Here is a 15,146-nt window from a genome sequence, read left to right as displayed (position 1 = left end):
ATGCAGGGATGTAATTTACGCGAGCAAACAGGAACAAGCGGCAGGCAATGCACCGCTGCGGCCTGTGGGGGGCAAGGCAATGGTCCAGACCCGTTCAGTCGAAATCGACCAGGCGGCGACACCGCCGCTGCCGGAGTCCGAAATACGCGCGCAATTGCAGCGGATTCAGACGAGTCCGGAATTCGACGTGCCGGAACGGGCGCGCAGGTTTCTCTCCTATGTCGTGGAGGAAGCCTTCGCCGGGCGAGGGGATCGAATAAAGGCCTATTCGATCGCGGTGGAGGTCTTTGGCCGTGACTCGTCGTTCGATGCGCAGAGCGATCCCGTCGTTCGAATAGAAGCCGGACGCATCAGGAGAGCGCTTGAACGTTACTACCTGATTGCGGGCCAGAGCGACCCGATCCGCATCACCATGCCGAAGGGAGCGTATGTTCCTGCTTTCAGTCGGAATGATCGCGGCCCGTTCCCGGAAGGAAACGCGCAGGGCAAAACAGAAGAGCATAGCGAGCATCGGGTAGGGCGTTGGAAACCGATCCTTCTCGCCGCCGGCATCCTCATTCTCGTATTCAGTGTACTGTACAGCTTCTTGAGAACCGACGAGTTGGCCGACGCCCCCATGAACTCGGCAGACATCGTGCGGGCGGTGCCGGATGTGCCGCGACTGATTGTGCTGCCGTTCGAGGATCTGTCGCGGACCGGTAGTTCGGACATCGTCGCGAGAGGTTTGACCGACAAGGTCATCGAACAGATCTCCAAGTTCAAGGAGATCGTCGTGATTGCCGGCCACCCACCCGAGACATCGGGGCAAACGCCCTCGAGCGGCGACGCCATGGCGGCGCGCTATGCCCTCTCGGGTGGCGTGCGGCTCGACGGTGACAAGCTTCGCCTTGCAACCCGCCTCGTCAAACGCGACGACGGTTCGGTCTTGTGGGCCGAAAGTTATAGCGAGAGCCTTCAGGTTCGCAGCCTCCTTGACCTCGAAACCAATGTGGCGCGCGCGGTGGCCACGGCCCTGGCTCATCCCTATGGGGTCATTTTCCGAGCGGATGCATCGAAGGCGGCCAACATGCCGCCGGACGACTGGGAAGCCTATCAATGCACCTTGGCCTATTATGGCTATCGTGCCGATCTCAATCCGCAGACTCATGCTGCGGTTCAGGGCTGCCTCAAGCGGGCAGTCGAAAGATTTCCCGGTTATGCGACCGCTTGGGCGCTGCTTTCGCTCACCTACATCGACCAGTTGCGGTTCCGCTACCGCCTCGACGCTCCCTCTCCCCCGCCGCTCGACCTTGCCATCGGTGCGGCCAGACGCGCCGTCGAACTCGATCCGCAGAACGTGCGCGGGCTCCAGGCCGAGATGCTCGCCTTCTTCTTCCGCGGTGACGTCGAGACTGCATTGAAGATCGGCTCGCGCGCGCTGGCAACGAATCCGAACGATCCCGAGCTCAGTGCGGAATATGGGATTCGGCTTGCTCTTTCAGGCGAATGGAAGCGCGGCTGTGCGCTCGTCGCGGAAGCTGTCGGCAGAAATCCGGGTCCGCTCGGCTATTTCGAGACCTCGCTCGCCCTCTGCTCCTACATGCAGGAGGACTATGTCGCCGCAGAGCAATGGATCCGGGCGGCCGACGTGCAGATCAATCCGCTCTATCATTTCATCGTCGCGGCCATTCTCGGACAACTTGAAAAGACGGAGGAGGTGGCCCGGGAGCGTCAATGGATCGAGGCCAATGCGATGGGCCTTCTCAAGAATATCCGCCGCGAGGTGGCGATGCGCATCCATCGGCCCGAGGACCAGGCCCACTTCCTGGACGGGTTGGAAAAGGCAGGCCTGACTGTCCGCTAAGTCCGCACAAGCGAGGGGCGATTTCCCGCATTTGCGGGTGCTCACGTCGATAGACGTTACGCGATGCTACATGTGCTCAGCCCCTCTTCATACTAGAAGTCGCAGAGAAAACGCGGTCCAGACGATGAAGAGGACGTACGCATGAACAACTCGCGATCGAATGGCCCACCATCGACTGCCCGGCCGAAGAGGGCGCGGCTGGCATCATTGACATTCCTCGTCGCTCTTGCGGTCTCATCCCCTGCACTGGCCGAGGGCGAGGACGCAAAACAAATTTTGAAGGCGATGTCGGACTACGTCACCAGCCAACAGCACATCCAGTTGCAGTATGACGTCGATATCGAGGTGATCACGCCGCACCTGGAAAAGCTTCAGTTCGCCTCCTCGGGCGATCTGAAACTGAGCCGACCCGACAAACTGCGGGCGACACGGACCGGGGGGTATACGGACGTCGAACTTGTTTTCGACGGAAAGACCGCGACCGTGCTCGGCAAGGACAGCAATACCTTCGCACAACTCGATGCAAGAGGGTCGATCGACCAGATGATCGATCGGCTGAGAACCGAACACTATATTGAATTGCCGGGAGCGGACCTGCTTCTATCCAACCTCTATGACGAACTCGTCGCCGGTGTGATCGAGGCCAAATATATCGGCCACGGTGTAGTGGATGGCGTCGAGTGCGAGCATCTTGCCTTCCGCAATCAGGAGACGGACTGGCAGCTCTGGGTGGAGCGCGGAAGCGCGCCCATCCCGCGGAAGTACGTCATCACCAGCAAGACCCTCGCCGCGGCGCCTCAATATACCTTACGGATCAAGGCATGGGATGCGGAGACGCCGCTCGACGCAAAGGCATTCACCTTTGAACCACCTGCAGGCGCAACGTCTGTCGACGTCACGGCACTGGCCGATATCGGCGAACTGCCGCCCCCGGCAGAAGCGATGAAGGAGCAATGACAATGGATATCCGCAAAACGGCAACGCTCGTGTTCGCAACTGCTGCCGGCGTATTCGCGCTCGTCTGGGACGGGACGATTCCCGCTGGGGCACCAAGCGGATTGATATCGAAGGCGGAGGCAAGGATCGGAAGGCCATTGACGCCCGTCAGCTACGCCGGTGTCGCGCGCCGCACGACACGGCGCGCCGTCTACGCGGGCGCTGCAGCGGCGACCTACTATGCGCCGGCATGCGTACCCGTCCAGGATGCTTCCGGAAACGTCGTCGGGTATCGATGCCCTTAGTCGATGCCTCCTGCCGCCATTCGCTCGTCGGGCGTCGCCGCCATTTGCTGCGCCAAAGGTCTGGTCCGCTGAAGATACACGTGATAGTCGTAAATTACGGCGACCGCCACCGCCAACCCGGGATATCAAGATGACACTTGGGCAGCTTTCAGCTTGCGCGTCTAACAAGAACGGACTTGTGCGCCTATGAAGCACAGGTCCACCGTCCACCCCTCCTTCGGTCATCCTGCGGGACGCGGTTTTGGCGCGCTGGCGGTCGTTGTTCTCGTCACGTCCCTGTTGGCAGCTTGCGCCAGCCGCCCGACGGGCGTGCTTCAACCGGTAGCGGCCTCACCGGCCGCCAGCCAGGTCGAGATGCTGGTTGCGACCACGCGGGATCGATCGGAAAATCCCGGCGAGATGTTCAGCGGCGAGCGTGCGCTGGAGCCCGCCTTCGCCGACATCACCGTATCGGTCCCACCTACAGGTGTGAGAAAGGCCGGCGAAGTCGCCTGGCCGCGCAGGCTTCCGCCCAATCCGTCAACGGATTTCGCAACGGTCAAGGCTGAGCAGGTCGATCGGGCTGCGGCCGAGCGGTGGCTGAGCAATGCCGTGCGCAAGAGCCCGGACCGCAGCGTCCTCGTCTTCATCCACGGCTTCAACAATCATTTCGAGGATGCCGTCTTCCGCTTCGCCCAGATTGTCCACGACTCGGGCGCGCACAGCACCCCGGTACTGGCGACATGGCCGTCGCGCGGCAGCCTGCTTGCCTATGGCTATGATCGGGAGAGCACGAACTATACGCGCAATGCGGTCGAAAGGCTGTTCCAGTATCTGGCGCGCGACCCGGAGGTGAAGGAGGTTTCGATCCTCGCGCATTCGATGGGCAACTGGCTGGCGCTCGAATCCTTGCGCCAGATGGCCATCCGCAACGACGGGCTGCCGGCCAAGTTCAAGAATGTCATGCTGGCGGCGCCCGATGTCGATGTGGACGTCTTTCGGTCGCAGATCGCCGACATGGGAAAGCAACGCCCGCGCTTCACGCTTTTCGTCTCGCGCGACGATCGCGCGCTGGCGGTGTCGCGACGCGTCTGGGGCAATGTCTCGCGGCTCGGCGCGATCGATCCGGAGCAGTCTCCCTATAGGGAAGAACTGGCGGCGAACAACATCACGGTCATCGACCTCACCAAGATCCAGGCGGGCGACAGGCTGCACCACAGCAAATTCGCGGAATCGCCCGAGATCGTCCAACTGATCGGTACACGCCTGTCGGCCGGTCAGACTTTGACCGACAGCCGTCTGGGGCTTGGCGATCACATCGTGGCGGCGACCGCCGGCGCCGCGCATGCGGTCGGGACCACAGCGGGTCTGGTCGTTGCCGCTCCGGCGGCAATCGTCGACCAGAATACCAGGCAAAACTACGCCCACCATGTCGAGGCGCTTGTCGGGCCTGCGGGTCAGGCAGCGGGAACCACAACCGACGCCGCGTGCAACGGCAGAAATGAGGTCAAGGCCGCAAGTTGCACTCGGTAATTGCTTCTAACCATGCGTGTCAAAAAGTGTCTGGTCAAACGAGGGCACTCGGTCATGATGAAGTCAAAGTGAGTCACTGACGGTGCAACAGATCTATCGGGGGAAAAGATGACGTCTCGCCTCATTCGAGCTCTGACATTCGTCGGAAGCCTTCTTGCCGCCGGCGGCGCCATGGCCGCGGATATCCGTTCACCGTTGACGCCGGAGCTTCAAGAGACGACGACCGAGAGCGGTTGGACCTTCTCGTTCGCGCCTTACTTCTGGGCGGCGGGACTGTCGGGCGACGTTGCGCAGTTCGGGCTGCCGGAAGCCCATGTCGACGCTAGCTTCAGCGACATCTTCGACCATCTCGATTTCGGGGCGATGGCGATCGGCGAAGCTCGCTATGGCCCCTACAGCATTTTCGGCGATGTCATGTATACCAAGATTTCCGGTCAGGCCGGCACACCGAGGGGCATTCTTGCAACCGATGTCGAACTGACCTCCGAGACCTTCGCCAGTCTGCTCGGCGCCGGTTACGCGGTCTTCGAGGACAGTTCCGCGCGGCTCGATATCGTCGGTGGCCTGCGCCTGTGGTCGGTCGAAAGCGAGCTCTCCTTCCGCGGCGGCATTCTCGACGGGCGTTCCAGAACGGATGACGCGACCTGGGTGGACGGGTTGGCCGGTTTCCGCGGCACCTACTCGATCACGCCGGAAATCTACCTGACGGGCTGGGGCCTTGTCGGTGCCGGTGGTGCCGACCTCGACTGGGATGTCGCCGCGGCGGTCGGCTACCGGTTCAGCGATACGGTCTCGGCTGTCGCCGGCTACCGCGCCCTCGGGGTGGACTACAGCGACGACGGTTTCGTGTTCGACGTCGTGCAGCAGGGGCCGATCCTGGGTCTGGTGGTGCGGTTTTAAGGGCCGGCGCCGTCGAGCCTTCGTTCCTAATTAGCCGCGCCCGCGTTCAAAGTCGAAGTGGAACGCAGGCCGGTCGGGAGGCGATGCTTTCTTACCGGAGACGTCGTGGCCGGATTACGCAAAATTCGCGAAGAGCAATTCATGGAGCCGCCACTATCGGGGTTGGGTCCTTGCCGCTTCGGCATGGACCGCTTCGATCCGCGTCAAACATATCATTTGGGTGTATGCTGCTCTCGGTGAGCGGCAGCAGTCGGCCCGGCGAGGACGAAAGCTCTCCGTGGTACCCAAAAATGACCAAGCCCAGCCTATTCCGCATCATCCATACGGCGATCATGAACAGGCTGCTTCTGATCGTCATTGCGCTGATGATCGCGTCGCTCTTCAGCGTGCTCCTGATCAGGGGTGGTGGCTTTACAGGCAAGCAGCCGAGCCCGGAGCCGAAACGGGTTTCCGACGGGGCATCACCGGCATTCTGCGAACGAGAAACGGTCGGCAGGAGGAAAGACGCGGAAACGCCGGACAGGCTCCCGCAATCCGCGTCATGCGCGCCGATTAAGTGGCAGGCATCATCGGCGATAGCTGGATGAGGAAACGGCGCGCGGTCCGCCGGCGCCGGGGCCCCCCGGGCCTTTGTTCCGATCTGGCTTTGAAGTGCCACGGTAGACCTTCCGATCAGACGTGCAGCACGCCATCATAAACGATGCCGCTCCTCAGGGCGAACCAAGTCGGTCCCCGGATTCGCGCCGCGGCCGCAGGTTCGCCGCCTTCAGAAAATCGACGAAGGCGCGCAACGCGGCGGGCATCTGCCTCCGGCTGGGGTAATAGAGATGGAAACCGCCATAATACGGGCACCAGTCTTCGAGTACCCTTACGAGCCGATTTTCGGCTATGTGCTTTTCGATCTGATCCTCGAAAGCATAGGCAATGCCGGCGCCGAGTAGGGCGGCTTCGACCATGAGATCCTGGTCGCCGACGACGAGCGGACCGTTCACTTCGACGCTCAACGCAATGCCGCCGCGCTCGAATTCCCATTCATAGAGCCGACCGCTCTCGAAACGCAGTCCGATGCAGGGCAGGTCCTTGAGCTCGTCGGGAGCTCTCGGCCTCGGGTAGCGCTCGAAAACCGACGGCGCTGCGACGATCGCCGAGCGCTGCCGCGATCCAATCGGGACGGCGATCATGTCCTGAGCGATCACTTCGCCGAAGCGTATGCCGGCGTCGAAGCCCTTGGAGACGACATCGACAAGGTCGTCTTCGACGACGATCTCGATGCTGATCCGCGGATAGGCCTCGAGAAATCGTGCGACGACGGGCAGCAGCACCATTTTTGCCGATACGCGTGCCGCATTGAGTCGCAATCGGCCGACCGGTGCGCCGCGCAGATTGTTGAGGTCATCGAGTGCGTCGTCGATGTCGCGAAACGCCGGGGCGACACGGGCGAGCAGGCGCTCGCCGGCTTCTGTCAGGGCAACGCTTCGAGTCGTGCGATTGAAGAGGCGCAGGTCCAGCTTTTCCTCGAGCGCCTTAAGGGCGTGACTGAGGGCCGAGGGGGTACAGCCGATCTCGTCGGCGGCGCGGCGGAAGCTCAGGTGCCGCGCAAGCGCCAGAAACGGCATCAGGTCCGACGGGGATATGTTGCGCATTATTGAGCAGTATTCACTAACCCAAACAAAATCTACCCGATTATCTCAATGGTTCCATCGGCGTACAACCTCCTCGTCCGCCGATGAAATGGGCGGACCGACAAAGGAGACTCACATGCACACTTGGTTCATCACTGGGGCGTCCCGCGGCTTCGGCGCCCTGATTGTGGAGAAGGCACTCGCCAAGGGCGACCAGGTCGTTGCGACCGCACGCAACCCCAAGGCCATCCTTGAGCGTTTCGGCGAGCGGCCCAATCTCTTGGCCGTGCGCCTCGACGTCACCGACGAGGCGCAGGCGCATGCGGCGGTCAGGCAGGCCGTTACCCGTTTCGGCCGCATCGACGTGCTCGTCAACAATGCCGGTTACGGGCTGCTCGGGGCGGTCGAGGAAGCAAGCGGCGCAGAGATCGAAGCGCTCTATCGGACGAATGTCTTCGGTCTTCTCGCCGTTACCCGCGCGGTGCTGCCGCACATGCGTCGACAGCGGTCCGGGCACATCCTCAACTTCTCATCGGTCGGAGGTTACCGGAGCGTTGCGGGATTCGGCGTCTATTGCTCGACGAAGTTCGCCGTCGAAGGTCTGACCGAGGCCCTTGCGGATGAGCTGCGCCCGCTCGGCATCCATGCGACGGCGATTGAACCGGGCTATTTCCGGACCGACTTCCTCGACTCGACCTCGCTTTCGGTGAGCCCGACGCAGATCGTTGACTATGCCGAGACGGCCGGCGCGGTGCGCACGAAGGCGGCTGAGATCAGCCATAACCAGCCGGGCGACCCGGACAAGCTGGCCGAGGTGGTGGTCGCCTTCGTCGATGCGCCGAATCCGCCGGTCCGGCTTCCGCTCGGAAGCGACACGGTCGCGGCGATCGAGGCCAAGCACGCCGCCGATGCCGAGCTTCTCGCTGAGTGGCGCTCGGTCTCCGCTTCGACCGATTTCGCCGCCGCCGCCTGATCGGATCACAAGCCGGGGCGCCGTTTCAATTCGGATGGCGCCCCGCTGGCTTTCCGCTCGGGGCATTTCTTGGCTCCGTTCAGGCTGGCTCCACGCGTCCCGGACGGGTGCCGGCGGGTGCGGCCGGTCGGAAATTTCGCGCCGGCGCGGGGCGGCCGACATGGAAGCCCTGGACCTGGTCGATCCGGAATTGCCGCATCAGCGCCAATTGTTCCTCGGTCTCCACGCCTTCGACCAGGATTTTCGGGCCGCGATTGCGCACGAGACCGATGATGTCCTTGAGCATGGCCTTGCCTCTCGGAGCGTCGCAATCATGCAGGAACGACCGGTCGATCTTCACCGTGTCGAAATCGATCAAACGCAGCCATGACAGGCCGGCGAAGCCGGTACCGAAATCGTCGAGCCAGATACGGATGCCGAGCGTCTTGAGGTCGCTGATACAGCGCAGGATATCCGAATGCATCTCCATGTCGAGGCCTTCGGTGATCTCCAGCGCCAGCCTGCCGCCCGCCACGCCGGTTTCCCCGAGGATGGCTGCAACGGAAGCGGCGAAGCCGGGCGATCTCAGTTGAATGGGCGAGACGTTGACGCTCACGACCGGGACATGATCGTTCACCAGCAGTTCCTGGCAAACCGTCCGCATGGCCCAGCGGCCGAGATCCAGGATGGCGCCGGTCCTCTCGGCAATGGGGATGAACAGGCTTGGAGGCACGGCGGTGCCGTCCAGCATTTTCAGCCGCATCAGCGCCTCGACGGCGTCGACGCGGCCTGACGCGACGTTTCGTATGGGCTGGTAGACGAGCGAAACGAGCTTCTGGTCGATCGCGATCTTCAACAGGGCCGCGATATGCTCGCTCTCGTCGCTGCTCTGAGGATCGTTCGGGTCGAACAGCCGGGTGCAGTTTCGGCCGCTTGCCTTTGCCCCGTAAAGCGCGCGGTCCGCCTCGTGGATGAGCCTCTCGAGCTTCGATCCGGTCTGGCTCCTCGTGAAGGCGGCGCCGACGCTCACGGTGACGATAGACATGCCGTCCCGTCGCTGCTCGTGCGGCAGGGCAAGCGTTTCGACGCCGCATCGAATAGTCTCGGCGAGGTCCGCCGCCTCCTCCCGCGTCCTCAGGCGGGCGAGCACGATGAACTCCTCGCCGCCGTAGCGTCCGATGGAGGCGTTGTACGGCCCGATCGACTCCTTGAGGGCATTGGCGACGAGCACGAGACAGCGGTCGCCCTCCTGATGGCCGTAAAAATCGTTATATCGCTTGAAGAAATCGACGTCGATGAGGATGGCCGCGAAGCTGTCGCCCCGTTTCTGCCAGTCGCTCCAGTAATCTCTGAGCTTTTGGTCGACCGCGCGGCGGTTATCAAGGCCCGTCAGAGAATCGGTGTTGGAGAGACGCAGCAGGGCCTTGCCGCGTTCGGACGCCTCATTCTGCTGGATCCGCGCTTCGAAGGCATTGAGAAAGACCTTGTAGCGCTCCCTGTTGAGTTTCCAGTTCACATAGGAGGTGAAGACGAAGCATGAGACATTAAAGGTGCCGAAGGCGAGCCGATAGGAGGTCTCCGCGGGAGAAAAAGACAGTACCGCGGCAAAGAAAATCAGGAGAATGGCGACGGATGCGAAAAGGGAAAGGCGAAATTGAAAGCTGAAGAACAGGTTGACGCTCATCATGAAGATTGCGCCGAAGACCATGTAGTAGGAGATGCTTTGCACGTCCGCAGTCATCATCGCCGGGTAAAGCCAGCCCGCATAGGCCACGACGAGTGCTGAAGCAGCGGTGCGGTCGATTGCATTTGCGCTCGCGTCGAGACGAGCTTGCATTTCGAGCACGATGAGCGCGACGAAGCCGATCGCGAAGCGTGCCGCGATCGTCAAATGCGCAACGTCCGGAACCAACAGAACGTCGGTTATCGAAAACAGCAGATACACTGCGACTGCAGTCCAGAAGCCGTGCCGCGTCGCCAGCTTTCGTGCGGCCGCGCCTTCTTCCTGGTAGCGCGCGCGCAGCTCGTCCGAAGCCGGTCTCGGCGGCTCGCTGTGGAGGTCAATCTCAACTACGTCGGCCAACGTGTGCCTCATGCACCGATCCATTTTTGCGTCTTCTTGTAGAGCCCGAGTTGTCTCTTCCACAAGCGTAATGAAACGTCCCGTAACTGCCTCTTGGGCGGGCAACTACTGAGGACATGCAGCATTATTCGGCACATTAGTACATGTCGATTAAGTTTTGCTGAATTGCAAAAGATCAATTACGCGCGTCCTGGTGTAGCGAAATAGGTCAGTCGAACGGCTGTTAACCATATTATTTGAAAACTTGGAGGGAGGATTGGCACGCAACGTCCTCCTGCGCATATTGTTAATGATCTATTAACAGATGAGTCTCGCGTGACCCAAAATCAGATTGTTTTCGACGGCGAAAGCCTTATCACCCCCATTGCCATCTCAACCGAGCTTTCATCGCCTAAGACCGATCGCCACGACGACCAGTTGGCGACGGGCAGAGCCGAACTCGCTCTTGCGCTCATGATCGCTCAGCAACAGGTCGAGCAGGGCCGGGAGCCGGCTGCGATCATCCATCATCTCATCGGGGCGCTTCACGAGATGCGGCGCCGGTTTGACGCAAGCGTCTGGCAAGCGCTGATCCCGATTGTACAGAACCACCCGCTGTCTCATTTCTTTCATCAGGATCCGTTCACGCGCTGGTCTTTCGAGAAACCGCGCGGCTATTCCGGCGACGCGCAGCTGATCGACTTCATCTATGGTCATCCCAGCGTCTCCAAGGAAATCGCAAACGCGTCTCCACTGGGGCGCGCACTTTATGATTACACCAAGGACGCGCCGTCGTCGGTCGCAGTCAGGGAGCGTCGCGATCTCCTGACGCGGTATGTTGATACAATTGCGGCCGAACGGGGCCCTGAAACGGAAATCCTGACGATCGCGGCCGGACATCTGCGCGAGGCCGACAGCTCCGTCGCGCTCAAGGAGCAGCGGATAAAACGCTGGATTGCGCTCGATCAGGATCCTTTGAGCGTCGGCTTGATCGCGCGCGACTTCCGGGGAACCTGCGTCGAGGCGATCGACGGTTCCGTCCGCGGTCTTCTTGGCAAGGGCTACAATCTGGGTCAATTCGATTTCATCTACGCCGCCGGACTTTACGACTATCTTGCCGACAAGGTGGCGGTGAAGCTCACGAAGAGATGCCTGCAAATGCTGAAGCCCAATGGGGTCTTCCTCTTTGCCAATTTCGCGCAGGACATCAGCGACGATGGCTACATGGAAACGTTTATGAACTGGGCCTTGTTGCTGCGTTCGGAGGCGGACATGTGGAGAATTATCAATGCGAGCGTCGACCGTAACGCGGTCGATGCGCAGTTGGTGTTCGGCGCCAACCGAAACATCGTCTACGGCATTATCCAGAAGCGCGCGTAAACGGTGAGCTGCATGTTTCCTTAAATCGTATCCGATTCTAGGATAACGACATGCAGCACTCTTATAGTGCTACAGCGACCGTTGCGCGTCTGACAGGACGCGGCGCTGTAGGTTCGCCGCGGCGGTTTCCGTATGCCTGCCGCGGCCGCAAGCGCAGCGTCCATTCCAAACATGGACGTCAATGCTTCAGCCGTGAGCCTTTGCAGCCGTAGAGGGTAGGTCCGGCATGCAGGCGCGCCCATGCGCCGCCGGGCAGCGAAGGCTCCAGCGGCAATAGCGACGTCACCGTCAGGAAGCGGGCTGAGGGAGAGCTTCCGGTCGGTACGAAGGAGATCGGCCGCTGGAACGCTCGATCGTCCGGTTCCTCTTCTTCCGCGCCCCTGGCAGTCGCCGTCAGGCGCCACAAGACCTCCCGCGCCCTCGCTTTGCAGCGAATATGATCCGGATCGTCGGAGGAGATGTCCTCGAAGCTCGAGAACACGGCTATGGCGGCGTCTTTCCGCCCCGCAGCGAGAAGTGCGACGGCCAGCTTGTATCGCACGAGGCCGCGATGCGGGTAGCGGGTAAGGAGGCTTTCGAAGGTCTTGCTCGCCTCGCAATAGCAGGCTTGCGCCACTTGCGAGTCTCCGAGTCGATGCCGAACGTCATCGGCATCCGGCGCGATCGACAGCAGACCGCGATAAAGATGCTCCGCCTCCGCATGGTCACTCTTGTCGCTGCAGAGCAGCGCGAGCCCACGCCGCGCCTGAACATGCCCAGGCATGGTACGGATCACCTGTCGATATCCGGCCTCCGCCTCATCGATTCTGCCTTGCGTATGTAGCGCCACCGCGCGTTCGAACACGATATCGATGCTGCGCCGGTTCAGCATGTCGTGCAGGTTTCGGCCCGTCCTGGTTCTGACGAGGACGCTGTGGATGCGCCGCCCGAAAGGATTTACCTTCTCCCCTTCATCGGCGTTCTCCACCCGGGCGAACGGCCCGTCGGGGAAGGCGCCGAGCAACCGCTCCAGCCGGGCTGGAGTGGGGCTGCAGCAATCGAACCGGATGCTCGTCCAGTTTTCGGTCGCGATGAAGCCGGCGAATGCATCCGCCGCATCGTCTTCCAGGCCCGGCACGCAGAGGAAACCGCCATGACCGATGCCGTGGTTGCCGATCATCAGGATCTCGTCGCAGAAGAGTCCTGTTCCCTGATCCTGATAGGTCGCCACCTCAAGCGGCAGGAAAGCCTGGTAGTGCCCGCCGGTCTGCTGCTGCCTCAAGGCGAGGATGAACCATCGCTCTTTGCACGGCAGGTATTGTTTCAGCCAGGCCCAGGACAGGAAAGGATGAGACTCGGGGTCTGAGAGATATATTCCGTTCCAGTTGTCACGGATCGCTTCAAAATCTTTAGTGTATTCGATGACTTCTACTATCATTTTCGCCTCTCCGAGGCTGTACGCAGTAAGAACAAAAAAATATTGCGATTAAATGCTTCTAAAAATAAGGTCGGGGCTAAAGCGTCAATAGCTCTTATGTATTATGTGCCGCGCTCGCGCGAAGAGCCTTGAATTGATACGCCCCATAATTGAATATTAGCAGGTCTTGGCGCGGGATGCGAGCGGAAACAGCATAGGCTCGCTCTCGTCTTTGCCTTCCGCGTCGGAACGAACTGGATTCAAACGGCCTATTTGGAGCTTTCGCTCCGAAGCGCGTCGCCGCCCAAATCGATCCAAGATTGTCGACGTGCTCGGTTCCATCCGGCCCTAGATCGAACGCTCGTCGAAGTTGGGCCGCGAGCGAATGAAGGCCCAGAGACGCTTGCTGATATCGGCAATCTCGCGGATTGCGTTGTCGAGGCGCTCCAGCTCGCGGGCATCGACCTGCTCGACCTTGCCGTAGCGCACGTCCTTTTCGCCTTCGACCAGCCGCATCATCTGCGTGCTCGAAATCTCCCCCTGCTCATCGAAGGAGTAGATGCAATGATTGTACTTATTTCTGACCTTTGCTTGCAGTTTGAGCCGTTCCGTGATCGCAAGTACCTCGTCGCGAGTCTCGGCGGGCGTCGTCGGGAGCTTCGCCAGACGCTCGGTCAAATCGATGCGCGCGCGCGTGGTGTTCAGCGTCAGGAAGACGATGATCGCCGATTCCTTCTCCACCTTCAGAAGGTGGGCGATGACATAGATCAGAAGGCTTTCCGTATTGGTCCAGACATAGTTCAGGCGACCAACGAGCAAAAGCACATCGTGTGTAGCCGCCATGGCGATCTCCAAGCGGTCCTGAGGGGCAGCGCCAGGACTGGTCTTCGCTTCTTCATCGTTCCATAAAGGCGCGCGCCATGCTGTCCCGGATCGGTTTCGTCAGGTAGTCGAAGAAGGTTCGTTCGGCCGTTTGGATGAGGATCTCGGCGGGCATTCCCGGAGTTGGCGCGAAGCCTGGAATTCGCGTGAGTTCACTTACGGGCAGATTGACCCTGGCGAGATAGATGTCCTGTGCCCCGTTGTTTGCGGGATCCGGCAACGAGTCGGCAGAAACATAGTAGACCTCCCCGTTTAGGACCGGCGTCGTCCGTTGGTTCAGCGCCGTAAGCCTGACGGTCGCCTTCTGGCCGATCTTGACGCTGTCGATCTCGGTGCGCAGCACCTGCGCCTCGATGATGAGAGGGACGTCCGACGGCAGGATCTCCATAATGGGCTTGCCGCTTTCGATGACGCCGCCGGGCGTGTGATAGTAGAGCCGGACGACCGTGCCGCTAACCGGCGCGTTTATCGTCGCGCGACGCAGCACGCTCGCCGCACCTCTCAACTGCTCGCGGACCGTGTCCAGTTCGGCCTCCACCTTCTGCAATTCTTCAAGCGCGCCCTCACGATAGGTTTCCTCAGTTTGCCGGACCTGTTGCTCCTGCTTCAGGATCTGGGCGCCCGTCTCCGAAATCTCAGCCATCAGTCTCCCGATCTGGCCATCGGCGTCGGCGATCGCCCGCTGGATCGACTTGATCTCCGTTCTGCGGATCAAGTTCTTTTCGAGGAGAGACTTCTTGCCGGTCAGCTCCTCCTCGAGGAGGGCGTGCTGCCGGCGAACGGCTTCGAGTTGGCGCTGGTAGCCTTCGGCGCGGAACCGAAAGCCCTCGATGTTCTGTCTGAACAGCCCGACTTCGCTCTCCAGCTTGCTTTTCCAGGCCTCAAAATTGAGTTCCTGGCTCTCGATAATCGGGACGAGCTCCGGATCATCGAGATGGGCGGCAAGAATGTCCGGCAGGGCAATCTGGTCGCGACCCTGAACCTGGGCCGTGAGGCGGGCGACGATCGCCTCAAGGCGGGCGCGCCGCAGAAACAGCTGACGTTCATTGGCGAGCGCTGCCGTCTCGTCCAACCGGACGAGCGGCTGGTCGGCGTTTACGTGGTCGCCTTCGCTCACCAGGATGTCCTCGATGATCCCTCCTTCAAGGTGTTGGATGATCTTGTTCTGGCCGGTGGCGACGAAGCTTCCCTGCGCTATGACGGCTGCTGCCAGCGGCGCCGTGAATGCCCACAGGCCGAAGCCCCCGAACGTGATGGCCATGAGCACCAGCCCGGCGATGGTCTGCCTCCAGATCGACCGCGGAACCTCTGCATACCATTGGAGGTCGTAAACTTTGACTGTGTCTGTCATGGTCG

13 protein-coding genes are annotated in these 15,146 nt (G+C 61.1%); 8 read left to right on the top strand and 5 right to left on the bottom strand.

All coding sequences use genetic code 11. The features are described from left to right. The first annotated feature begins 79 nt into the window (after positions 1 to 79). From M728_RS14245 to M728_RS14220, 6 genes are all read left to right on the top strand, one after another. The gene (locus tag M728_RS14245; protein ID WP_034883579.1) at positions 80 to 1,843 is read left to right on the top strand and encodes an integral membrane protein; all 1,764 of its coding nucleotides are present in this window, start codon (positions 80 to 82) and stop codon (positions 1,841 to 1,843) included. 141 nt (positions 1,844 to 1,984) lie between these two features. Further along, a complete protein-coding gene (locus M728_RS14240; RefSeq protein WP_026620632.1) occupies positions 1,985 to 2,800 on the top strand; it encodes a DUF2092 domain-containing protein in 816 nt (271 codons plus the stop codon). A 2-nt stretch (positions 2,801 to 2,802) separates the two neighbouring features. Then, on the top strand, positions 2,803 to 3,084 hold the full coding sequence (locus M728_RS14235) for a hypothetical protein (RefSeq protein WP_084044468.1): 282 nt from the start codon (positions 2,803 to 2,805) through the stop codon (positions 3,082 to 3,084). A gap of 186 nt (positions 3,085 to 3,270) precedes the next feature. Then, positions 3,271 to 4,596, top strand: coding sequence for an alpha/beta hydrolase (locus M728_RS14230; protein ID WP_084044470.1), 1,326 nt, complete (start codon positions 3,271 to 3,273; stop codon positions 4,594 to 4,596). Between the two features lie 108 nt (positions 4,597 to 4,704). Next, on the top strand, positions 4,705 to 5,496 hold the full coding sequence (locus M728_RS14225; protein WP_026620634.1) for a hypothetical protein: 792 nt from the start codon (positions 4,705 to 4,707) through the stop codon (positions 5,494 to 5,496). A gap of 290 nt (positions 5,497 to 5,786) precedes the next feature. Further along, the gene (locus M728_RS14220; protein ID WP_026620635.1) at positions 5,787 to 6,083 is read left to right on the top strand and encodes a hypothetical protein; all 297 of its coding nucleotides are present in this window, start codon (positions 5,787 to 5,789) and stop codon (positions 6,081 to 6,083) included. Positions 6,084 to 6,206: 123 nt separating this feature from the next. On the opposite strand, the gene M728_RS14215 is transcribed toward M728_RS14220, so the two are convergent. Further along, complete coding sequence (locus tag M728_RS14215) at positions 6,207 to 7,139, bottom strand: LysR family transcriptional regulator (RefSeq protein ID WP_051440891.1); 933 nt, start codon at positions 7,137 to 7,139, stop codon at positions 6,207 to 6,209. A gap of 115 nt (positions 7,140 to 7,254) precedes the next feature. Between M728_RS14215 and M728_RS14210 the strand changes: the two genes are divergently transcribed. After that, complete coding sequence (locus M728_RS14210) at positions 7,255 to 8,091, top strand: oxidoreductase (protein ID WP_026620636.1); 837 nt, start codon at positions 7,255 to 7,257, stop codon at positions 8,089 to 8,091. A 79-nt stretch (positions 8,092 to 8,170) separates the two neighbouring features. Here M728_RS14210 and M728_RS14205 read toward each other — a convergent pair whose 3' ends face one another. Further along, complete coding sequence (locus tag M728_RS14205) at positions 8,171 to 10,165, bottom strand: bifunctional diguanylate cyclase/phosphodiesterase (protein WP_026620637.1); 1,995 nt, start codon at positions 10,163 to 10,165, stop codon at positions 8,171 to 8,173. Positions 10,166 to 10,468: 303 nt separating this feature from the next. Between M728_RS14205 and M728_RS14200 the strand changes: the two genes are divergently transcribed. Next, positions 10,469 to 11,512, top strand: a complete 1,044-nt coding sequence (locus tag M728_RS14200; RefSeq protein WP_026620638.1) for a class I SAM-dependent methyltransferase — start codon at positions 10,469 to 10,471, stop codon at positions 11,510 to 11,512. A 178-nt stretch (positions 11,513 to 11,690) separates the two neighbouring features. Here M728_RS14200 and M728_RS14195 read toward each other — a convergent pair whose 3' ends face one another. The 3 genes from M728_RS14195 to M728_RS14185 all read right to left on the bottom strand — a co-directional run bounded on the left by M728_RS14195 (position 11,691) and on the right by M728_RS14185 (position 15,141). Next, positions 11,691 to 12,929 (bottom strand): tetratricopeptide repeat protein, encoded by a 1,239-nt coding sequence (locus M728_RS14195; protein ID WP_026620639.1) that lies wholly within the window; start codon positions 12,927 to 12,929, stop codon positions 11,691 to 11,693. Between the two features lie 327 nt (positions 12,930 to 13,256). Next, a complete protein-coding gene (locus M728_RS14190) occupies positions 13,257 to 13,751 on the bottom strand; it encodes a hypothetical protein (RefSeq protein WP_026620640.1) in 495 nt (164 codons plus the stop codon). Positions 13,752 to 13,803: 52 nt separating this feature from the next. Further along, positions 13,804 to 15,141 (bottom strand): HlyD family type I secretion periplasmic adaptor subunit, encoded by a 1,338-nt coding sequence (locus tag M728_RS14185; protein WP_026620641.1) that lies wholly within the window; start codon positions 15,139 to 15,141, stop codon positions 13,804 to 13,806. Positions 15,142 to 15,146 lie beyond the last annotated feature (5 nt).

This window comes from Ensifer sp. WSM1721, from assembly GCF_000513895.2.
Classification (GTDB): domain Bacteria; phylum Pseudomonadota; class Alphaproteobacteria; order Rhizobiales; family Rhizobiaceae; genus Sinorhizobium.
This window is presented reverse-complemented; position numbering and strand designations above follow the sequence as displayed.